Annotated in this window: 16 protein-coding genes and 1 tRNA gene; 3 read left to right on the forward strand and 14 right to left on the reverse strand. The window is 32.3% G+C overall.

The features are described 5' to 3' along the window. Positions 1 to 17: 17 nt before the first annotated feature. From LBP67_08125 to LBP67_08145, 5 genes are all read right to left on the reverse strand, one after another. Positions 18 to 551: an antirestriction protein ArdA gene (locus LBP67_08125; protein ID MDR2084945.1), complete on the reverse strand. Its 534-nt coding sequence runs from the start codon at positions 549 to 551 to the stop codon at positions 18 to 20. Between the two features lie 439 nt (positions 552 to 990). Next, complete coding sequence (locus LBP67_08130; GenBank protein MDR2084946.1) at positions 991 to 2,427, reverse strand: site-specific integrase; 1,437 nt, start codon at positions 2,425 to 2,427, stop codon at positions 991 to 993. Positions 2,428 to 2,701: 274 nt separating this feature from the next. Then, a tRNA-Leu gene (locus LBP67_08135) sits at positions 2,702 to 2,783 on the reverse strand. 81 nt (positions 2,784 to 2,864) lie between these two features. Next, complete coding sequence (aroC, locus tag LBP67_08140) at positions 2,865 to 3,896, reverse strand: chorismate synthase (protein ID MDR2084947.1); 1,032 nt, start codon at positions 3,894 to 3,896, stop codon at positions 2,865 to 2,867. 2 nt (positions 3,897 to 3,898) lie between these two features. Then, entirely contained in the window at positions 3,899 to 7,906 is a 4,008-nt protein-coding gene (locus tag LBP67_08145) for a S8 family serine peptidase (GenBank protein MDR2084948.1), read from the reverse strand. 182 nt (positions 7,907 to 8,088) lie between these two features. On the opposite strand from LBP67_08145, the gene LBP67_08150 reads away from it, so the two are divergent. Together LBP67_08150 and typA are read left to right on the forward strand one after the other, a co-directional pair. After that, positions 8,089 to 10,776 (forward strand): insulinase family protein, encoded by a 2,688-nt coding sequence (locus LBP67_08150; GenBank protein MDR2084949.1) that lies wholly within the window; start codon positions 8,089 to 8,091, stop codon positions 10,774 to 10,776. A 120-nt stretch (positions 10,777 to 10,896) separates the two neighbouring features. Then, positions 10,897 to 12,708 carry a translational GTPase TypA gene (gene typA, locus LBP67_08155; GenBank protein MDR2084950.1) on the forward strand — a complete coding sequence of 604 codons (1,812 nt, stop codon included), beginning with the start codon at positions 10,897 to 10,899 and terminating at the stop codon, positions 12,706 to 12,708. 56 nt (positions 12,709 to 12,764) lie between these two features. Here typA and LBP67_08160 read toward each other — a convergent pair whose 3' ends face one another. Next, the gene (locus LBP67_08160; protein ID MDR2084951.1) at positions 12,765 to 13,583 is read right to left on the reverse strand and encodes a purine-nucleoside phosphorylase; all 819 of its coding nucleotides are present in this window, start codon (positions 13,581 to 13,583) and stop codon (positions 12,765 to 12,767) included. 5 nt (positions 13,584 to 13,588) lie between these two features. Beyond that, positions 13,589 to 14,740 carry an acyltransferase gene (locus LBP67_08165; protein ID MDR2084952.1) on the reverse strand — a complete coding sequence of 384 codons (1,152 nt, stop codon included), beginning with the start codon at positions 14,738 to 14,740 and terminating at the stop codon, positions 13,589 to 13,591. Positions 14,741 to 14,819: 79 nt separating this feature from the next. Here LBP67_08165 and LBP67_08170 point away from each other — a divergent pair, with 79 nt between their 5' ends. Further along, a complete protein-coding gene (locus LBP67_08170; protein ID MDR2084953.1) occupies positions 14,820 to 15,821 on the forward strand; it encodes an NAD(P)-binding domain-containing protein in 1,002 nt (333 codons plus the stop codon). A gap of 5 nt (positions 15,822 to 15,826) precedes the next feature. Here LBP67_08170 and LBP67_08175 read toward each other — a convergent pair whose 3' ends face one another. The 7 genes from LBP67_08175 to LBP67_08205 all read right to left on the reverse strand — a co-directional run bounded on the left by LBP67_08175 (position 15,827) and on the right by LBP67_08205 (position 24,373). Beyond that, complete coding sequence (locus tag LBP67_08175) at positions 15,827 to 17,053, reverse strand: hypothetical protein (GenBank protein ID MDR2084954.1); 1,227 nt, start codon at positions 17,051 to 17,053, stop codon at positions 15,827 to 15,829. A 17-nt stretch (positions 17,054 to 17,070) separates the two neighbouring features. Continuing rightward, positions 17,071 to 18,558: a hypothetical protein gene (locus LBP67_08180; GenBank protein MDR2084955.1), complete on the reverse strand. Its 1,488-nt coding sequence runs from the start codon at positions 18,556 to 18,558 to the stop codon at positions 17,071 to 17,073. A 30-nt stretch (positions 18,559 to 18,588) separates the two neighbouring features. Continuing rightward, positions 18,589 to 19,758: a hypothetical protein gene (locus tag LBP67_08185; protein ID MDR2084956.1), complete on the reverse strand. Its 1,170-nt coding sequence runs from the start codon at positions 19,756 to 19,758 to the stop codon at positions 18,589 to 18,591. Then, positions 19,755 to 21,311 (reverse strand): hypothetical protein, encoded by a 1,557-nt coding sequence (locus tag LBP67_08190; protein MDR2084957.1) that lies wholly within the window; start codon positions 21,309 to 21,311, stop codon positions 19,755 to 19,757. The genes LBP67_08185 and LBP67_08190 overlap by 4 nt, the downstream gene beginning before the upstream one ends. 12 nt (positions 21,312 to 21,323) lie before the next feature. Then, positions 21,324 to 22,118, reverse strand: a complete 795-nt coding sequence (locus tag LBP67_08195) for a thymidylate synthase (protein ID MDR2084958.1) — start codon at positions 22,116 to 22,118, stop codon at positions 21,324 to 21,326. Between the two features lie 84 nt (positions 22,119 to 22,202). After that, positions 22,203 to 23,753: a Na+ dependent nucleoside transporter gene (locus LBP67_08200; GenBank protein MDR2084959.1), complete on the reverse strand. Its 1,551-nt coding sequence runs from the start codon at positions 23,751 to 23,753 to the stop codon at positions 22,203 to 22,205. Next, positions 23,750 to 24,373, reverse strand: coding sequence for a bifunctional nuclease family protein (locus LBP67_08205; GenBank protein MDR2084960.1), 624 nt, complete (start codon positions 24,371 to 24,373; stop codon positions 23,750 to 23,752). The genes LBP67_08200 and LBP67_08205 overlap by 4 nt, the downstream gene beginning before the upstream one ends. Between the last annotated feature and the right edge of the window lie 74 nt (positions 24,374 to 24,447).

Below are 24,447 nucleotides of genomic sequence, written 5' to 3' on the forward strand. Positions count from 1 at the left end.
TCCGCCCTATTAAAAAATCAAGAGATATGAAATACAAAACCGTCTTCAAACCAATAATCACACATAAAAAGGTCTCTGCCAAATTTCTCGTAATCGAAATAATCCAAAGCGAATTTTGGGAGATTGTAGCATTCTTCTACAATGTGATAGGCGTAATCTTCTTCATCGTCAAATTTACCTTGATAATCATCTTGAAAAGAAGAAATCAACTCGTTAATATCTTTGCTTGAAAGGTTGTGCGAACAATGCGTACACCATATTAAAAAGGCTTCCTGTTCATCATTATTCAAGTTTTCAACTGCTTCTTTTACCTCAAAAAAGTTGTCGGATAACCAACTTTCGCCGATTAGCTCATCGGGTATATTTTCCCAATCTTGGAACATAAATTCGGGGTCTGTTTCGTCCTTGTGGAGTTCCGCACAGGCTGTCATAAAATCGTCTTTGTCCGAAAAATCGGAAAGGTCAAACCATTTGCCGAAAATTGAACCGTTGTTGTATTTTGCGTATGTACCTACGTAAATTCTTGCTTCGTTTAAATCTATTGTCTCCATATCTTGATTTTTTCTTGTTTAATGCGGATTCAGAGGAGAGGGAGTGAGTTTCATATCTTTTATTCCTGTTTCTCGTAAATCCGACTTTTTTTTAATGCGTCTTTCTGTCGGGTCGGTCGTTTCGTTTCATATATGCCGGAAAAGTGTAGGTTTTAGGATTGTCAAGTTTTTGGAGAAAAATACAACCCGAATGGTGTGGAGATTTTTTGAACAAACCGCAGGCTCGAACTTGAAAAGCCGTAGAAACCGGATACTACTTTTGCATATTGAAATGGAAACAAACCGACCTCTAAGACCGCTTATGGGGAGCGATTTACAAAAAGAGAAATGGGAAGAAAAGCGATAAGGAATAAGATAATCGGATAAAAATAAAGAGAGCCAGAATAATTCTAACTCTCTTAAATTTCAAGGTCGAAATTTTCGACTTTGAAAATTCCTCCTAACAAGCAAATTGAGATTCTCTTGTGTTTTTACTTTGATTGGGAACATCGAAAGTATTTGTCCACACGAAATATTTTTCCTCGTCAGTCAGACCGTACCACATTTTTGCTATTCGGTGCATTCTTTCCGGGTCATCAGATAATATTTGTGGGAGATTAAACAAAGACATTTTTTCCTTTAAGGATAGACATTCAAAAGATGTATCTAAGTTTGAGATTGGTTTCATGACTTTCTTGTCCAATTTTTCAGCAAGAATCGCCATATCACTTCCAACTTTTCCGTCTGTAATCCGGGCGTAAATTTGAGTGGTTTTGATATTGGTGTGTCCCAACATTTTTGAAACGGATTCAATAGGAACTCCTTTAGCCAATGTAACCGAAGTTGCGAACGTGTGCCGGGCGAGGTGGAATGTGAGATTCTTGTCTATACCGCATACATCTCCAATTTCTTTCAAATAAGCATTCATCTTTTGATTGGTAAGAATCGGCAATACCTTTCCATCGGGTAAAGTATCGGCATATTTGTCCAAAATCTGTTTTGCTACATCCAGTAAGGGAATATTAGATTGTATGTTCGTTTTCTGCCGTTTAGTCATAATCCAAAGTTTTCCGTCAAAAGAAGTACGGATATTTTTCTCTCTCAAATTACTTACATCAACGTAAGCAAGCCCGGTATAACAGCTGAAAATGAATATATCCCGCACTTGTTCAAGCCGTTTTGTCTTGAATTTTTTCTCCATGATGGTTTCGATTTCCTCCAAGGTTAAATAGCCTCTATCAACTCTATCGAAATGAACTTTGTATTTGGCAAAAGGGTCATCGTAAATGTATTCGTTGTTCCTTGCCAAAATCATAATCGTTTTAAGGCGTTGCATGTGTTTTGCCGTACTGTTTTGAGGATAACGGCAAACCGTCTTCAGATAAATGTCGAAGTCATGTATAAAAAGATAATTCACGTCTTTTAGGGCGATGTCGGATAATTTGTACTTATCTTTAAGAAACTGTTCAACTCGATTTTTTGTGCTTACATACTTTTGATAAGAACTCATGCTTTTTGAAATTCCAATCATACTTTTGAAATCTTCATTGTACTTTGTGAACAATTGCAACAATGTCATTTGATTTTCATCAGTACCGAAGAAAATGTTTTTGATTTTTTCAGGAGTAACATCGGTTTCACGTTCTCGCAAATCTCGATAAATTTTTGTCATTGTAACTCTAATACTATCTAAAATAGCATTAACTTCCTGAATTTCTTTTGTTCTGCCGATTGCTTTTCCTGCTTTTACATTCCATAAGTCAGGATTTACATCAACTTTTGCTGTAAATTGAACGGACTTTCCGTTCACTGTAATTCTGCCATAAATAGGCATGCCTCCGTCTTGTTTCAGACCGTTCCTTTTTAGGTAAAAAAGGATGTTAAATGTACTCTTCATTCGTAACCTGTTTTAGTGATACAAAATTAATATTAATAAGCTTATAATGAAGAATATAGAGATAGCCAAATTTGGACAAAAGTGCGCCAAAAACGGACAAATCGTAACCTATTTGAAATTCGTTCGCGTAGGTTACGATTTAGCGACAGAAATCTGTCTTTTTTTGTCCATTTTTTGTCTTTTTTTGCAGCCAACCGAGAATGAAAAAAGCCTACAAAGTATTGAACTTGTAGGCTTTGTCTTATTTTTGTCGGCTTTTGTCTTCCGACATCAGTGCGGATGAAGGGACTCGAACCCCCACGTCTCTCGACACTAGATCCTAAGTCTAGCGCGGCTACCAATTACGCCACATCCGCAGGTAGCTTTTTAAAGCGAGTGCAAAGATATAAAATAATTAATAATTAACAATTAATTATTAAATTTTTTGCAGATATTTATCAACTCTCTACTAATATATAATCTGCTAAGGTTATTGCCGCCATTGCTTCAACTATAACCGCACCACGAACAGCCGGACAAATATCATGATTTCCATTAATTTGTAATTCACATTCTTCGCCTCTTTTGTTTACTGTTTTTTGAACTTTTTTTATTGAAGAAATCGGTTTGAATGAAACGGTTATTGTAATATCCTCGCCTGAGGTAATTCCGCCCAAGATGCCGCCGGCATCGTTTTTAGCAGGTTTTATTTTATTCTCGGTTTTATCAAAATAGAAAGGGTCATTATGCTCAGAACCTTTCATTAATGAAGATTCCACTCCCCTGCCAATTTCAAAGGCTTTTACTGCCGGAATAGTCATCATTGAATATGCAAAGTGAGCTTGAATCTTATCAAAAGGAGGACATCCCAATCCTGCCGGAATTCCTTTAATTATACAACGAACTTTTCCTCCAATCGAATCACCTTCCTTTCTAATTTCATTCAAATAATAAATAAAATCATCAGACAATACTTCAGAATAATTTGCCTGAATCAAATTTCCAACGGAAAAGGTCCACGATTGAAATTTAATTACATCATTATAATATTTCTTCAAAAACATTTTAGCAAAAGCACCGGCAATAACCCTTAAAACCGTTTCACGCGCGGAAACAATTCCACCACCGGCAGGTAAAGGCTCTCCATATTTAATTTCCCAGGTAAAATCGGCATGAGAAGGACGAAAAACACCATCATAAAACTTATAAGCCGAACTATCACCCTGCTGGTTTTTAACTTTGATTACAATATTTTGTCCGTTAGTTATATTATTTTCAACACCTTGAATAATAATATAATCATCCTGCTCTTGTCGCGGAGTATCGAAATCAAATTTTGGTCGTCGCCTTAATAAATCTTCAGCAATTAAATCATAGTCAACAAGAATTCCTTCGGGCATTCCGTAAATTTCAAGTATTAATTCATTATCATGTGAATTACCAAAACTTTTGATCTTAAATTTTTTCCCAAAAGTATTTCCTAATACCATAATTATTGTTTCACAATTTTAATAGTTTCAGTATAAGAATTATCATACATCACTTTAACAAAGAAAATACCCTTATTTAATCCTCTAACATCTACACTAGCGTAAGAACTATTGACATTAACATTTTTAATTAATTTCCCCGCAAGATCATATAATTCTATTGATTTAATGGTAATACTTTTATTTTCCACATATATTCTATCATCAACCGGATTCGGATATATAATAAGTTTTGAACTATTATTATAATCGTCGATTGATTGGAAATCCAATATTTCCAGCACATTACCAAAATCAGGAATGCCATACCCATAAGCAATATCATGATTAGGATATCTATTCGCAGATTGTTCGACAGCAGCAAGAATTTCAGGCGGAGCAATATTCGAAGCAGCGCCTATAATACATGCCACCATTCCGCAAGTAATCGGGCTTGAAAAAGAAGTACCGGAAGCATAGCCGATATTACCGCCTGATGAAATTACAGACGCATACGACCCGCAGGCAACAACATTAGGTTTAAGATCGCCGGCACCATTAGGTCCGATAGAGCTAAATGAAGCGATTTGTCCGCTAGCATTAACCGCTCCAAGGGTAAGTACTTCAGGCACATCGGAAGGGGTTCCAACCCAAGGCCAGCTTGTTCCATTGGAGTTACCGGCACTGATAGTAACAAAAATACCACGTTCCACAGCCATTTTTGCAGCTATAGAACTAACAGCGGTTTTACCATCCATTTCGGAATACTGATGATCCATGGAAGGATCGTCATAAGTATTGTAACTCAATGAAGAATTAATAATATCTACACCCAGGCTATCTGCCATTTCGGCTCCAATCATCCAGAAATATTCTTCTATCAAATATTCTGTAGGAGCATCTTCAGTCCTGATTAACGCATAAGAAGCGTTTGGAGCAGTACCAACATAACTTCCATCAATATATCCGCCCATACATGATAAAACAGAGGTGCCATGATTATGAATTCCAGTTTCATAGACGTTTCTACCGGGTTCAACAACATCAATAGCTAATAATATTTTTTCAGAATCAAATAAATGAGTAAACCCATCTATAACATCCACATGTTCAAATCCAGAATCCAAAACAGCTATCAATACTCCTTCAGCAGTAAAGCCTTGTTCATGGACAGTAATACCATTTAATTGATTAATTTGAGCAAAAGCAGAACCATAATTATAATTCTCATCTATATTCAAAATAGATTCTATAGTTTTTACATTTTCCCATTTCGGATGAATATCATGCTTAATACATTTACCTTCCGCAGGCTTTACATAAACTATTTTTTCTACAAAATCCAAATTACCAATAGCTTCAATCATTTCATCCTCAGCATAAACAAGAACACTATTAGACCAACGACTGGAAGACCTAACATAAGCACCGGTAGTTTCAACTTCCGATATATAATTCGGATTAACCGGAAAATCATTTTCAGTTAGAGCAATTCCGAATTTATTACGTCTGTCGATTGCTCGTTGAGATAAATATTTTAAGGGTTCATTAATAGTATATGGAGAGTTATTTTTATCTTTAAAATGAACGGCATATTGAGGAGCATGTAAAGGAGGATCCGGCAACTCAATTCCACAATAATTTAGAAAAGTATAAAATTCTCCTGCAGATGGAGCAACGTCAGATTCATATATTATCGGGCCGTCTTCGTATTTAACCACAAACGAACATTCATCATCATGCCACAATCCCGCATGCCAAGAAAGAGCAATATTTGTATTAACAGGGGCCTCGACCGGAATTTCAGCAAAATATCCATCATCAAAAGTAATATACTCTACATAATCATTGTCAAAAAACATAATAATAGCAGCACCATTCCATCCGTCACCATATTCATCAGTAAGTTCAAAAATAATATTGCACTTATCACTATAAACAAAATTGCAATAGCTTATCTTTCCATCTGAATCAGTAAGAGTTAAGGTGAAAGGAATACTAATTGCTCCCGAAGGAGCCGAATTGCTAATACTAACATTAAATTCAGCTTGTTTTACCTGAGAAACAAGAACATCATCCATATTAAAAGTATTGGAATTTATTGTAACATAGGTTGAATTTGAAGACAATACGGCAACAATATTATTAGCTGCCTCATTACCATTATTAATAATATCAACCAAAATATCTGCAGTTTCACCCGGATCAAACATATTATTGGAATTTCCGGAATAGTCAAGTATTTCAAAAGATTGATATTGCAAATGATGTCCGTATGTATTAACAAAAAAGACACAATATATATCATTATCGTCAAATGAAGCTGTTATGCAAAATTTAATACTTGTATTGGCTATGGCATTTTCGCTTAATGTAAAAGTAAAGGCATTGGTAATAGTTTTAGTTTCATTAGGCAAAAAATTTCCAAATTCAACAAGATTATCAATAATATTAATGTCTTCATTATCTGTTGAAAGTGTTGCATTAACATTAGTTAATGCTTCCGATGTTTTATTTTTTGCAGTAATATTTAATGTTACAGTTTCACCAGCATTTAATTTACCGTCATTATTTCCCTGCAAATCGTTAATTTCGACATTTGTTATTTCAATTACATTCATTGAAATAACTGTTTCCAAAGCAGCCGCGAAATCAGGAATACCATATCCGTATGCAATATCATGGTTAGGATATCTATTACCGGTTTCATCAACAATATCACGTAAAACTGTCGGATGAATATAAGGATTAGCCTGGATTAGGCAGGCGTACATTCCACATGTTATCGGACTTGAGAATGAGGTACCCGAAGCACTGCTGATATTTCCGTTATTTGCATTATAAACAGTAGCATTATTACCTTCCGCCAGGGTATTTGGTTTAGGAACCCCTGCCCCATTAGGTCCTATCGAACTAAAATATGTGATTTCGCCTGAACTATTTACAGCACCAATAGTTGCCGCATATACAGCATCCGCCGGAGATGCAACCCAAGGCCAAGTAGTACCATTAGAATTCCCTGCACTTAATGTAACAAAAATACCTTTTTCAACAGCTAACTTTGCGGCGTAAGAAGCTACTGCAGTTTCTCCATCCATTGATGAATATGTATAATCCATTGAAGAATCATTAAAAGTAGAATAACTTAATGACGAATTTATAATATCAGCGCCAATACTATCCGCAGCTTCTGCACCAACTACCCAATTATAACATTCAATAAGATATTCCGTATTTGTATCTTCTGTTCTAATAAGAGCGTAAGAAGCTTTGGGAGCCGTTCCAACAAATTGATTGTCGGAACTTGCAGACATACATGATAAAACATTTGTTCCGTGAGCACTAATACTCGATGAATAAATATTTCCATTCGGAATAACTACGTCCAAATCAAAAACCAATCTATTTTCAGTAATAATATTACTAAATACATTTAAAGAATTAACATTTCTAAATCCACCATCCAAAACAGCAATCAATACTCCATCTCCCGTAAACCCATTCTCATGAACAGGAATACCGTTTATCTGATTAATCTGATTATATCCGGCGCCATAACTATACTCCTCATTAATACTTTTTGAATCAATCGGCTTTAGCACTTCCTCCATATCAAATTTGTTTGAAAAATTGAATTGCAGATCCCCTTCAAGAGATTTGCCACCATACGACTCCGGACTTACATAAATAATTTCACTAACAAAGGATAATTGTTCTATTTGATTAATAGCAGTTTCCGAACAAGAGATCAAAGCACAATTAAGCCATCTACTTGTAAACGGAACTTCAGCTCCAAGGTTCTTTAATTGTTGAACATATTGAGGATTTACAGGCAAATCTTGCTCATTAATAGTTACTTGGTGTCTATTTCGTCTATCAATAGACCTTTGTGATAAAAATTCCTCGGGATTATCAATATTATAGGGAGAATTGCTTTTATCAGCGAAATATACAGCATATTTTTGAGCTGATAAATCAAAAAAAATTGAAAATAAGAGGATGAACAAAGAAAAATTCAAAAATTTTTTCATATAAAAATCAAATTAAATACACATCTAAAGGATTATAATACAATTATTTAAGCATTATCATAAAATTATCTGATTGACAAATTTAATAAGATAATTAGCAAAATTAATGTATTTTTTCAAAATTGTTTATATTTGCACTATATTTTTACAATATTTATTCATTACATTAGAAATTAAACAAAATGAGGAAGAATTATTCTTTTAAAATTCAGTATGAAAAATATCGGTTAAAAAACGGTTTGCAAGTCATACTTCATCAAGATAGATCTACACACACAGTAGCTCTTGCCACATTATATCATGTAGGCTCTGCCAAAGAAAAAGTTGGGAAAACAGGGTTTGCCCATCTATTTGAACATCTGATGTTTCAAGGATCCGAGAATTTAAAACCTAATGAATTTTTTACTAAGATTAATGATTTAGGCGGAAGTTTTAACGGTGGAACATGGGAAGATGGTACTATTTATTACGAAATTGTTCCCAATGATTCTTTAGAGAAGGTTTTATGGATGGAAGCCGATAGAATGGGATATTTTATTAATACCGTAACACAGCGGGGTTTATACAGAGAACTGGATATTGTCATAAACGAAAAGCGACAAGTAATTGACAATAAACCATATGGATACACTAATTCTTTAATAAAGAAAACTTTATATCCCAAAGGACATCCTTATCACAGCACCGTTATAGGTGAAGTTGAAGATTTAAAGTCAATTACCTTAGATGACATTAAAGAATTCTACAAAAAATATTATTCACCTAATAATGCTACGTTGGCTATCTGCGGCAACATCGACATAGAAAAAACAAAAACGTTAGTTGAAAAATATTTCGGAGAAATAAGAAAGCCAAGAATAGCAAAAGATGTTGTCAAAGAAGATTTAACAGCAAAACTTGATAAAAGTTTAAGTTTATACTATGAAGATAAATTCATTAGCATGCCGGAACTCCGCGTTGTTTTTCCCGGTGCGAAACTTTATTCTAAAGATGCTTATGCCTTAGATATTCTATGCGATTTAATAGGTGACGGAAAAAGTTCACCTCTATACAAAGAGATAGTATTAAAAGAAAATTTTGCACCTAGCGTAACCATAAACAATCATTTAAGAGAACATGCCGGTGAAATAATTTTCAAAGTTCGTGCTTATAGTGATATTCCTCTACAAAAGATTTTTAATTCCATTAATAAAACCATTAATGATTTTGAAAATAATAAAATTAATGACGAAGATATTGCAACAGCTAAGAATTTAGCAGAAGCAAGATATTATGACGGATTATCTTCCAATCTATATAAAGCTATAAGTCTTGCGGAATCAACCACTTTCGGCGGTTCTCCAAAAATGATATATAAAGAATTACAAATGATAAAATCCGTAACAAAAGATGATATTATTAATGTTTATAATAAATACTTTAAAAATAAAAATTATATTGCTACTTGTTTTGTTCCATTAGGAAAACAGAATCTTGTTCTTGATAATTCTGTTAAGGCAGATATAACTGATTCCCCTATTGAAGAACCGATATCGAAAAAAACAAGCCATAAAAACCCTGAACATATTATAAAAAAAACACCTTCAAGAATTGATCGTTCCGCTGAACCGAGATTATCTACACTTCATACATTAAAATTACCAAAAGTATGGAGCGTTTATACACGAAATGGTATAAATGTTATGGGAATCGAAGATCAACGTTTACCTATTGTTTATTTCTCAATTGTTATTAAGGCCGGCACTCTCGATGATGATATTAACAAACCCGGTATCGCAAATTTAACGACAAGATTGCTTAGAGAAAGTACATCAAAAATGAATTCTGAAGAATTAGAGAGAGCAATACGAGGAATCGGAGCTAATTTAGTATTTATTGCCAGAAAGGAATGGTGTGTTTTATCAGGGAAATGTGTTAGCAGACATTTTAACAAATTGTTATCAATAGCAGAAGATATAATCACCAAACCATCATGGAATGAAGATGATTTTAAAAGAATTAAAAGAGACATTATATCAAACTTAAGGCAAGACCAATATAATCCTAATAAAATCGCATATAATAAATTTTATGAAACAATCTACGGCAACAATCCTATTGCTCTCCCAAACGAAGGTACAATTGAGTCTATTGAGAAAATAGAATTAAAAGATCTGCAAGAATACTATTCCAAATATTTCTCCCCTACTATAAGTGATTTTATAATAAGCGGTAATATTAAACGGGATACGGTACTTGATTTTATACATGGATTGGAAAATAATTGGAAACCAATTCAAGTAGATAAAATTTCAAAAGCCATTTATAGCCCTAAAAAACATGATAAAACAATTTATATTAACAATCCGAATGCCGAACAGGCAGTACTTTATTTCGGTGAAAAATCTCTTACACGTTTAGATGAAGACTATATTCCTGCAACATTAATAAATTATAAATTAGGTGAAGGCACATCAAGCGAATTATTCAAAATATTAAGACTGGAACACGGCTACACTTACGGAATCTACTCCGAATTTGCAGGAAATAAAACTTTCGGAACTTTCATCGGATGTTCAAATATTAATAACGCCGTAATAGACGAAGCAGTTTCAATTGTCAAGAGAATAATATCCAATTATTCAAAAAATTATACTGCCAAAGATTTAAAAGACAGCAAAAATGCAATTATCAGAAAATTGAATAGCAGTTATGATACATTAGTTGCTTACCATTCCTTACTAACTGAAATTTCAACATACGAACTGCCTTTTAACTTTGTTGAGAAAGACATTGCAACTATTAAAAGTGTTACACATAAACAAGCCATAACCCTAATAAAAAAATATTTGAATATAGAAGACATGTTATTCTTAATACTAAAAAAATAAGTTAGTAATTTCAATTTTGATTATCCATAGAATTATTTTTATATAATTTTATGGATATTTTTTTGTGCATTATAACATATTTTATATCTTTGCAAACCGAAATTTAAGAAATAAATTTTTATGCAAAATATTGTAAATGTTGCTATTATCGCACACGTTGATCATGGGAAAACAACTTTAGTTGACAGGATGCTACATCAAGCAAAACTTTTTAGAGTAAATCAAGAGGTGAAAGACCTAATTCTTGATAATAATGATTTGGAACGTGAACGAGGAATTACGATATTGTCGAAAAATGTTTCGGTAAGATATAATGATATAAAAATAAACATCATAGATACTCCCGGTCATAGTGACTTCGGTGGTGAAGTTGAAAGAATTTTAAATATGGCAGATGGCGTTCTATTAGTAGTAGATGCTTTTGAAGGTCCGATGCCGCAAACACGGTTCGTTTTGCAAAAAGCTATCGAACTTAATCTAAAACCAATATTAGTAATTAATAAGGTTGATAAACCTAATTGTAAGCCCGATGAAGTTCAGGAAGCTGTATTTGACTTAATGTTTAATCTTGGTGCCTCGGAAGAACAATTGGATTTTGATACTGTTTACGGCTCGGCAAAACATGGCTGGATGGGACCGGATTATAAAAACCCGACTTCCGATATTGCATATTTAATGGATTCAATCATTAAAAACATTCAACCCAAACCCATACAAGAAGGAAATCTTCAGCTTATGATATCATCACTTGATTATTCTTCATACTTGGGACGAATTGCTGTAGGAAGATTGAACCGCGGTACAATATGTATGGGACAAGATGTTTCTCTGGTAAAAAGAGACGGCAGTATTGTGAAATCAAAAATAAAAGAACTTTATGTTTTTGAAGGTTTGGCTAAAGAAAAGATAAAAACGCCTATTGAAGGTGGTGAAATATGTGCATTACTAGGTCCCGAAGGTTTTGACATAGGAGATACTATTGCGGATATTGATAACCCGGAACCTTTGAAACCGATCAAGGTGGATGAACCGACTATGAGCATGCTCTTTACAATAAATAATTCACCGTTTTACGGAAGAGACGGCAAGTATGTAACCTCTCGTAATTTAAGAGAACGTTTGTATAAAGAAGCTGAAAAAAATCTTGCTTTAAGAATTGAAGAGACAAATTCACCCGATTCATATATTGTATATGGAAGAGGTGTTTTACACTTATCAATTCTTATTGAAACTATGAGACGTGAGGGTTTTGAATTACAAGTCGGTCAGCCTAAGGTTGTTACCAAGGAAATAGACGGGTCACTATGTGAACCTATTGAGGAGTTGACGATTTTAGTTCCTGAAGATTTTTCCGGAAAAGTTATTGAGCAGGTCACACAACGAAAAGGCGAGATTGTTGGCATTGAAACTAAAAACGATAGAATACAATTGGATTTTCATATTCCTTCGAGAGGAATTATAGGATTAAGGAACAATGTTTTAACCGTTTCCGAAGGAGAAGCAATAATGTCACATCGTTTTAATAGTTTTGAACCTTGGAAAGGTGATATAGGAATAAAACATACAGGTGCAATAATTGCCAAAGATACCGGCACCGCAATCGCTTATTCCATAAACAAACTTCAAGACAGAGGCAGCTTCTTTATTGAACCGAATGATGATGTTTACGAAGGACAGGTAATAGGAGTTCATAGTCATTCTACCGACATTGTTTGTAATGTAACAGTTACAAAAAAGTTGACCAATATGCGGGCTTCCGGTTCCGATGAAAAAACGCACATTGCACCGGCAATAAAGATGTCGCTCGAAGAATATATGGAATACATTGGTAATGACGAATATTTGGAGATTACGCCAAAACATTTACGTATAAGAAAGATTATTCTTGATCCTAATGAAAGAAAACGGGATGCAATAAAGAATAATAATTAAACCGGAATCTCTGTGATAAGCTATTGAAAAGTATAAAATAAAAAAGAATTTAGGTCTTAACTTTTAATTCTTTTAATCATTTCACGAACAATTTTTTCCATTCTGTTTGCTTCCTTATCGGCTTGGTAAAGAACATCGGCACCGTCGTTTAAAACGGATGCATCTTCCATTGCAGCTGCATTTGTAATCATAGACATGCCAAAAACTTTCATGCCGCAATGGCGAGCCACAATGACTTCAGGAACTGTTGACATTCCGACAGCATCAGCACCGACAGTACGGAAGAAGTTAACTTCGGCAATTGTTTCAAACGAAGGACCGGTAACTCCTATATAAACTCCTTGTTTCAAATCAATACTCTCTCCTCTTGCAACTTCCAATGCTATATTACGCAATTCCTTATCATAGGGAACAGTCATGTCAGGAAATCTCTCACCAAATTCATCAAGGTTTTTACCTATAAGCGGATTTTGCGTCATACAAATATGATCATTTATAAGCATTATATCTCCTACTCCGAAATTTTTATTAATTCCGCCGGCTGCATTTGTAACAAACAGATATTTAACTCCAAGAAGTGAAAAAACTCGGACAGGATAAGTAACAACAGTCATCGGATAGCCTTCATAAAAATGAAATCTTCCTTGCATAATAACAACATTTACGCCATGAATTTGTCCGAAAATCAAATTCCCTTTGTGCCCAGGAGCTGTTGAAACAGGAAATTCCGGTATATCAGCATAAGGAATAACAACCGGATTATCAATATTTTCGCCCAAGCTGTGCAAGCCACTACCAAGAATAATGGCAATATGAGGTTGATAATTTATTTTTGATTTAATGTAGTCAACAGATTTTTGATATTTGTTATTCATAACAATTATTTTTTGTTTTTAATCGGGTTAGCATAAATATTTAGAAAAATTTCTTTCAGTTCATCAAGAGCAAAATCTTTTCGGCCATAAAATCCCTTTTCCAAAATGTCATTAAATCCTTTATTCATATAATTAATAAAATCTTCCTTTTCACTTAATGAATAATATTCGAAATAAGTATCCGAATTATTTATTATATCGTGAGCAATATAATTATTCTTCCATAATTTAAAATTAGCATGTATTCTTTCATCAATAAGGTTTGCTATAAACCTGTATTTGTCATTCTTCGTATAACTGTCGGCTTCAACTATTTCGGTTTCGGTAAGTGGTTTAGCAAAAGCAAAATGGATTTTTCCTTTATTCTGTGTTAGACCTGCAAGAATACTGTTTAAATCTTCATCTTCATGTTTTTCGTACGGACCGCGCCTCGTCAAATATAATTCGAAAGTTTTTAAAAAATCACAAGGTTCATATTCATAAGAAACAGCGCAGGGAGTAATATTCAGTTCGAGAAGGTCTTTAACAAAATCTCCGGAACTACTCATATTGAACATTTTAATTACGCCTTGATCGGTTTTATCATCTCCATCCTTTGTTCTGCCGTTTCGTTGCGCAATCCATACCGATTGATTCATCTTGGTAATCTGATATCTAATATAACGAGACATTTTGGAAGAACGATTCCAAAACTCTTTCATATCTTTACCTCTATATGCAATAAAAAGTTTATTGGATTTTGCAATAATCCGAATCATTTCAGACATTAATAAATTATCTCCGAAAGTTATGCCGGTTGTATTAAATTTATTTTGAACTAAAATAATCTGCAAAATTCCCGTATCTAAAACTATATCTCTGTGATTACTAATAAATAAATTAGCTTTTGAATGATCCAAATATTTTATACCGTCGCTGCTTAAACCGGTAGAAGTTTTGCTCATCAGTTGCATAACAACAGGAAACATCACTCGTCGCTGCATTTGATCGATAGTTTTTATCTGAAGAACTATGTTTTTAATTTTTTCTGCGGGATGATGCGGAAAAACGTATTTAAAAACCTCATAAAGATTTTTATCCTCAGCTAATTTTTGCATCGCTTCAGGTATTTCTTCATCGAAATACGGTCTAATATCATCAAAATTAATATCTTCCATACAATCAAATATCAATTGCAAATATAGTTGAAATTTACTAATTTTGCAATTTATATTTATCCCGTTTATAATCTAAATTATGGAAGAAAATAATGGCAAACCACTAATAGTGATAATTGGCGCCGGAACTTTCGGTACGGCATTAGCTAATGCTTTCAGTAAAAATCCGGATATTGTTGTACGACTTTTATCTATCGAAACGGAAGTGGTAGAAAGTATTAACCAAAAAGGCGTTAATACTGTATACTTTCCAAACATTCAATTATATCCGCAATTAAAAGCTACTACAAATAATAATATACTAAAAAAAGCGTCGGCAATATTGTTGGCAATTCCCTCATCTGCAATCATTTCATATTTAGACAGTTTAAAAGAATTTATTCCTGACGACGCAATAATTGTTAATTTAGCAAAGGGTTTCGGCGAAGGAGAAGTTATTATTTCTCAATACATTGCAGAAAATTATATAAATCCGATAGCTGCCATGAAAGGCCCATCATTTGCTATAGAAGTGATGAACAACATGCCGACAGGTTATACTTTCGGCACTGAAAATATTCAGAATTACGAAATATTCAAACTTTATGCTCAGCATACCAATATTCGTTTCGATTATACCAATGATATTCTCGGAGTTGAATTACTGAGTATTATGAAGAATATTTATTCAATTATTATCGGTGTTGTTGATGCGCACTATGATTCTGCAAACGTACGCTTTTTAGTTTCAACAAAAGTTTTTAACGAATTACGTAAAGCTCTCGTCACATTCGGAGGCTCCGAAGAAACAATTTTTAAATATTGCGGCTATGGTGATTTTCTTCTTACGTCTTTAAACGACCTTAGCAGAAACAGAACAATGGGATTGTTTATCGGTAAAGGATTTATCAAGGATCTTGTTTCCGACAACATAGTGCTTGAAGGAAAGCGTTCTTTAAATATTTTCTATAATGTATTGAAGAAAGACAAAATTGTTGATTTTCCTGAAAACGACTTCCCTATTCTTTTCGAGTTATATAAATTGATGAATAAAGAATACGATCAAAGAAAATTTATCTATAATATTGTAAATGTTTATTGATTATTTTATTCTATATATTTAATTTTCAAATCAATTTGGTTGGCTAAATTATGATATTTATCATGTAACTTAATAAATTCACTCGAACCGTAAGATTTCCGTCCATCATATTGAGCAAGTTCTTCAGCAGCAAATTCTTTTGAAGCAACAATATGTTCATCAAAAACATTTACTAACATTTGGTATATAGTCTTATATACCACTAAAGCTTGATAATAATCATCCCAAAGCTTAAAGGTATATTCCAAACTGTTATAAAGTTTATTCATAAAATTAAACTCAATTTTATTCTTTATCAAAAAGGGACAAACTACACCACCGTAAACCACTTTGAGTAATCCAAATAATTGATCCCCATATTCTGCTACTAAATTACCAGGCAATTCCATTGATCTTGTTAATGTTAAACCTACATAATAATCAATATCCGAATAATCATTATCTATTAAAAAAGCAGCATACCTTGCTGTTATATTTAAAGCACACAAATACAAAATAAGATGATTACCGCTTGAATCCTTTAGATATTCTTTTTCTATAGCTAAAGCCGAATTATACAAAATTTTATTAACACTTTCTTTATCATTATTTTTCATAAAATAATTAACAGCATAATCTAAGTATTGATCAAACATCTCATCATATACAGAAATATTCTCAATATCGTGTAAAAATTCTTTCAATTTCCAATCGACAGCAATCTCCAAACACTCTTTTGCTTCATCAAGTAACTTTAAATCAACTGAATACATATGTATTAGATATGCCGCAATATTAATTTTTCTACAATAATAACTATCAATAGTTGTTTCATTATCAGGCATATTTATTTCAATAGACAAAAACTTCTTAAAATATTTAATAGAATCGGCTGTTTCTGTAATTACATTAAAAATTCTACCAAGAATGTATGTCAATCTTGATTCACTTTTTTTGAAAAATATTTCATCAGGGAAAAGAAGGGATGCATCTTCACATAAACACACCGCTTTTTCTCCTAATTCGATCATATCTTTATGCAGATTTCTCTCTTCATATAAACAAATAATACATTCATAACAATATACAAGACATATATAAGCAAGTACACCATCCGACTCAAAGGCAATTTCGTTAATTAAATTCTTAACTATTACTTCAAGGGACTCTATTTTGTTTATAAATTCAATATCCTTATTTTCGTATATATAATTTATGTTATCTGTGAAATATTTGTATTTATTTATATCCATGAGTATTCAGATTTTAATTATTCGCTGTAATTTTCAAATTCTATCATATATTTTTGACCTAGTTTATCCTTTCCTATTAAATCACAGAATTCGCTTGCATCATAATAAGCATTCGCCAAATTATCTTTTGCATCTTCATCATCAGGATTCTCATCATATAAATCTAATCTAAGCTGAATCATTTTATCTAAATACTTCAGAGCATGTTTCTCTTGGTCAATATTTTGATAAAAATCTCTATAATTTTCATAAACATCATACAGATTATCATAATAATCCTGATCTTCTGTATCATCAATCAGTTTTTTGTATAAATCTTCACTTATTCCCAAAAACTTTTCTGTATTTTTTCTGTCTTCTTCGTACTTATAATATGTACCGATTAAATAATTACTATAAGCATATGCCGAATTTACCTCCTCTTCTTCATATTCGTCAAAAACATTTTTTGCTTTAGTTTGCATTTCTTTTAAAAGGACTTCATCTACAATGTTTTGAATTGTTATTTCTTTCGATGATAACATTTTATCTTCTACAAGCATTTCTTTTGCATTATCTAAATCAAAAACAATAAAGAAAATAATTGCATTAATAGAATCCATATATTTTTCAATTGCGTCGATATCAGAATCATTTTCTTTAAAATATTTTTCACTCAACTCACAATGTTTTTGCAAATAAAAATATTTTTCGGAATAATTATCTTTTTCATCGTAATATTCAATGATTTTTTCATACGCATCGAGAAGATCTTCAGGACCGGAATTCTCCAATTCTCTTTGAATTGCTTCCGAATAGTAATGAATCGATTTTAACAGATATTGTTCTCGGTTATCCTCCGAACAAACATCGCTTATTTTTAAATAAATATCAGCTAATTTTTCTATATCAATATCATTTGATGTTTGGCACATTAAAAGATAAATCGAATAATGTTCTAAAGACTTGATTTTATTATCGTCATTAGAATATACTAATCCAAGATAATAATGTAAGAGAAATAACATTATCATAGCATAATCATCTGAATTAAAAGGATATGAATTATATTTGATTTTTACAAATTTAATACCCGACTCAAATATTTTAATAGATTCTTTATAATCGTCAAAATAATATCGTATTAATCCGTATTTAAGAAACCAATCATTCATATTATTATAATACAAAGAGTTATCAGCATTAATAAACACTGCTAATTCTTTCTCCAACTTTCGAAATAAAATTATAATCAGATCTTTAATATTATTTTCATCTTCATCCTCGTCATATAAATCGTATAAGGCATCCGAAACATTATTAATAATATAATCGAAAACTTTGTTATTATCAGTATCAATAACAGCAAGTTTTATCATTTTATCAATCAAAGAATTGTCTTTGACTATTTCTTCGGCTAATATTTCTGAAATCTCATCACTTTCATCTTCTTCTAAGGATAAAAAATAATTAATAGCTTCTAAATAATTATTATTGTTTAATAAAGAAATTAAATGCTCAGTCATAATTCGATTAAAGTTTTGTTGTGTTAGAAATTAAAGTTTGCATTCAACAAAGAAAGCAATACTATTAAAGTAGTTAACCAATTTAATATAATAACAATCGTTATCTTTGATTCTTCCGGCAGCGAAATCAATTTTTTCCTTTTTATACACCTCACTACCTTTAATATCTTCGGCATAAATCTTAGGAATTTCTATATACAAATCTACAATTTTTTTTCGCGGATGCTTTTTTAAATCTAAAAATGCTAATGTATCATTTATACTTTTTTGAAATGATCTTAAAAATTCATAATCAAGTCCGAAAGCTTCATTCATAGCAAAAGCAATAATAGCATACAGCTCTCCGAATATTGTCAAGCAATCTTCTTGATAATCACGAACTCCGGGAGTTAATTGTCCTGAAAGTTTAAAACATTTTATACTTGTATTATAAAACTCATTACGATAAGCATCATTATGGGATAAGAAATAGGCATACATAATATTACTACGCAACTGAATCAGTAATGATAAAGGATTATTGTTTCTCGCAGTAATATCTATCCTTTCGAGTCCTTTTGTCATAATTAATTTGCCTCTTGCGAATAAATTTTCAGAAGGGTAGACTTTATATATCGTTGTCACTATTTCATCTATTTCTTTTGCAGTTTCTTTATCATCAACATCAAAAGAATATTCATAATATTTCCACTCCAATAAAGAATCTAAAAAATTATACGCGCTGGGATAATCTCTTAAACCATAATATGCTAAGTATTTGTTTTTCATAAGCAAGCATATATCATTTACATTTTGCTTATTGTACTTTATATCGGTTCCGAAAATATAATTATTGTAAACATCCAAATATTTTAATGCATCATTATATTTATTTTCGACACAAAATAAAACACCTAATTCTTTTGCACAATCGGCACGATTTTTCAACAATTCAGGCTCATCTTTATAAATTGTAAGATAATCATTACATAAGGCATAGGCTTTTTCATAATATTCCTTGTATATTTTATTATCTTCCGGATCTGCTTTCTGTGCCGTTTGTTGATACATATAAATTAAGTCCAGTGCCGACTTCAAATCATTATTTTTTGCGAGGATATCAACAGTTATACCTGCCAAACCATTAAAAAAATCCATATCGTAAGAAAAGATTTCCTTTTCAAAGTTTTTAATATTATCTGAATTTATGTCTTCGTTCATTGCATATCATTTTTAAATTCTTCATATTCTTCACTGAGCATTTCCGTCATGGCCATAAGATTATATTTCTTGCAAAAATCTATTGCATCAATATATGCAGAGGCAAGGTCTTCAATCAAAAATTCGTCGGTATAATCTTCTTCCAACATAGATGTCTTAATTTCTATCATTTCAGTAACCGCTTCATAAATAGCCTCAAAATTATCATTCACATTACCGTTTTCGGCATAGATGTTTCTCTTGCATGCTAATAAGATATACAGTTTATCGAGATAGTCAACATCATTAGCTTCATCTTTTAAATATTCTCTAATTATATCCTCACATTGAGAAAGATAAATCAGTGCTTTTTGAAAATCTTTATGAGAATAATTATATTTTCCCAAGAGTAAGTTAGTATCAATGAATCCTAATGAAATATCATTATCATCATATTTAACATATAGAGACTTTACATTATTATAATATTCCAACAAATAATCATAAATTTTGTTTTCGTCCAATGGAACTTTAATCTTTTCACTATACGTCTTACTTTCTTCATGGTACATTTCGATTCTTCTTTCCTCAAACAAATCCTGATTCAAAATTAAAAAGTTACAGAAATCGTAACCTGCAGACATATAATGAACCATTGTATAGATATTGGTAGAATCTATCTGAAGATCTTTAGTTGAAAAATCGAATTTTAATTTTAGAATAACATATTGGTGCGTATAGTCACTGTTCGAACCGTAATAACTTGCCAGCTCATCAAGAACTTCTTGAATATTATCAACAACAGGCTGAACGCCTTTATTATTAGCGTTTTTATTATAAAAATTATAATAAGCTGTTAATGCGTTAAATAAATAATAATCTTTATTTTCTTCTGCACAAACAACGGCAATACTTTTATATACAAAAGCTAAATCCAAATCTAATTCATCATTATCGGAATAATTTTTACTGTTTTCCAAATTATGCAGATAGGGTAAAAAATTATAGAGAGATTTTTCTTTATCATTCGTTTCTTTATATGCTAAACCGAGATTGAAATATATAAGATATAATGACGATAAAAGCGTTTCATTGTCTTCAATATTCAAATATTTCACACAAAGCTTCTTCGCGGTTTCCCATTGTTTTATTGCCTCGATATTATCATTGAAGATAAAACTATATCTGCCGAATTCTATATGCCAATTAACAATATCGTCTCTATAATAATTTTCATCGGATTTATATAATTTATACAGAGGTTCATCCAATCCTTTGTACAAATTTAGGATAGAAGTTTTTATAATATATGTTTCTTCGTCATCAATATAAGCATTAATTAATGCTGCGCAGAAGTCGAAAAGTACTTTGAGTATGACATTTATTTCATCAGCAGTATCAACTTCCGTCATCTTTATTACATTATCAATAATATCGTCATTTTTTGTTTCGATAAGATATTGGGTAATATTTTGTAATTCATTAGTGAGGTCGTCATTACTTAAGCTCATAAATAATTCTGCTGCCGATTGAATATCATTATTAATCAACAGTGAAAGAAGTTTGTTTTCCATAATGTTATCTGATTATTTTGAAACGGCGGCTTTAATATGCGGATGTGCTTGATAATCTTGCAAGGTGAAATCTTCGTATGTGAAATCGAAGATTGATTTTACATCTTTGTTAAGTATCATTTTCGGAAGTATGTAAGGTTCGCGTACAAGTTGTAATTCTGCTTGTTCTATATGGTTGTTATAAATATGAGCATCTCCAAGTGTGTGAATAAATTCTCCGGGTTCATAACCGGTAACTTGCGCCATCATCAAAAGGAGCAGAGCATAAGAAGCGATATTGAAAGGTATTCCTAAAAACACGTCACAACTACGTTGGTAGAGCATACACGACAGTTTGTTGTTTGCAACATAAAATTGGAAGAGTATATGGCAAGGCGGAAGCGCCATTTTATCAAGATCACCGACATTCCAGGCAGAAACTATGTGCCTTCTTGAATTAGGATTATTTTTCAATGAATTAACTACTTCTGTAATCTGGTCAATAATCCTTCCGTCGGAAGATTGCCAAGATCGCCATTGTGCACCGTATATTCTACCTAAATTCCCGTTTTCATCTGCCCATTCGTCCCAGATTGAAACTCCATGATCTTTTAAGTATTTGGTATTTGTGTCACCATTAAGAAACCAAAGGAGTTCATATATAATAGATTTCAGGTGAAGTTTTTTTGTTGTCAGAAGAGGAAATCCTTCGGAAAGATCAAAACGCATTTGATGGCCGAACACGCTAATAGTTCCGGTACCGGTTCTATCATCTTTCACAACACCATCGGAAAGAATTCTACTTAATAAATCTAAATACTGTTTCATATAAAAATATGTTTAATCGTTTATTTGGCGCCAATATGAATATTTTGTATATCATATCGGGCTTAATATTTTATTTTAAATAAATTACCCTAATAACATTCCCATGATTATTGATGATAGCAAAGCTGTTACAGCAGCAGTAAACAAAGCCAACATGCCGAACTTAGCAAGTACGTAACGTTTATTTGGAGCTAAAGAACCGATACCACCTATTTGAATTCCAATGGAGCTGAAGTTAGCGAATCCGCAAAGTAAATAAATTGCCATTACAGTTCCTTTAACTGATAATGAGCCAGACGCAATCATTCCTTGCAAAGCGCCATAACCAACAAACTCATTAACAATAGTTTTTATTCCTAATAATTGTGCCAATTCAAGTACATCTCCCGATGGAACGCCAATGAGCCACATCAAAGGAGAAAGTGCATATCCTAATAAAAATTCCAGAGAAAATTTTTGATAAGGAGTATTGGCACCAATCCAAGTATTAAGAGTTGTCCAGTCGCCAATTTTTCCGAAAGTAAAATTAATAAATGCTATCAATGCTATGAATACCAGAAGCATTGTAGCAACGTTTACAGCGAGTTTCATTCCTTCTATAGCGCCGCCTGCAATAACATCAAGGGTATTGGTTTTCTTCTCTTCTTTTTCAATTTTAACAACTTCCGAAGGATCGGTATTGGCAGGGAAAATAATTCTACCGATTACAACGGCCGCCGGCGCAGCCATCACTGATGCAGCAAGAAGATGTTTGGCAAAAGCAACTTGTAAAACCGGATCATTTCCTCCAAGCAGCGCAATATAGGAAGCCAAAATACCTCCGGACATTGTTGCCATACCTCCTACCATTACCATAAATATTTCAGCATCTTTGGCATTAGGAAGATAATGCTTGACAATCAAGGGCGCTTCGGTTTGTCCGAGAAAAATATTTCCTGCCAAAGACAAGCTTTCAACTCCGGTTAATCCCATTATTTTTGAAAAGAACCATCCCAGCCATTTTACAACAACTTGTATAATTCCCCAATGAAATAACAAACTGGTTATTGCGGAGAAAAATACAATAGTAGGCAAAACATTAAATGCAAAGACATAACCAATAGATTCACCCATCAATCCTCCCATCAAAAACTTCATACCTTCGGCTGCGGAGCGATTTACATAAACGAATATTTTTCCGAAGAATTCAAAGATTGTAGCAACAAAAGGAACATACAGAATACAAATTGCTATTATTATCTGGAATGCGAGAGCACTAAAAATATATTTCCATTTTATAGCTTTCCTGTCTCTGCTCAACAACCAACAAATAAATAGAATGACTACAATACCGAGTATAGCTCTTAACACACCTTTGAAAGTTATATTAGGTTTTAAGGAACTAATAGTATCATATAATTTATTGTTAGAATCAACCTGAATAGAATCATCAGCAGGCTTTACGACCATTACCTTAGTGGTATCGGCTTCATCCGAAATTTCGGCAGAAACGCCAAGCACTCCATGAGATTGTTGTGCAAAAATATTAGCATTTTCACTATTTGTAAACATTCCTATAAACACTGCAAGTACGCAAATGGCAGCTATAACATAAGAAAGTTTTTTTAAGAAAGGTTTTTTTAGTATTTTCATCATAATTTTTTATTTCTAGCATCTCTTAATTTTGCAGCATATTTATAATTTTCATTTTTCAAAGCCAAGTCAAGGCGAATATTTATCTCTTCTAAAGATAATTTCGATAATTTTTCAGCATTACCAAATTCATCAACAATAATATCATCTGTTCTATCATTTGTAGATAAACCTGCAGTATCATCAGAAAAAAGAATCTTATTAATAAAACCCTTGGGTAATTCCGAAGCAACTTCCTCCAATACAATATCTTCACAAAAAATATCGGCATGATATTTAAATGCAATAATTAACGCATCTGAAGGACGAGCCTGTTCAATTATTAATTGGTTTCCATCCTTATCAAAAAAATACATATAGCAGTAAAATAATCCGTATTCATACTTATGAATATAGACATAGTCTAATTTACAGAAAGATTTTTGAACAAATTCGCAGAAAGAATCATATATATCCGGACGGATATTTCTATTTCCATTAATTACCAAATTGATATTTTCAGCCGCTTGTATAGTAATTGTAATAGGAAGTTCTCTTTCGCCCGAAAACTCTTTTAATATTAAAATAGCAGCATCATCGGATTTATCACTTGAAATTATCTCTTTAAATACTAAACGAATCATTAAAATTTTATAAAAAATATTAGCAAACGCAAATTTAAAAAAAATCTTCAATATTTCTTTAGTTAGATATTTTT

It is taken from the genome of Bacteroidales bacterium (genome assembly GCA_031276035.1).
In the GTDB taxonomy this organism is placed as follows: domain Bacteria; phylum Bacteroidota; class Bacteroidia; order Bacteroidales; family BM520; genus RGIG7150.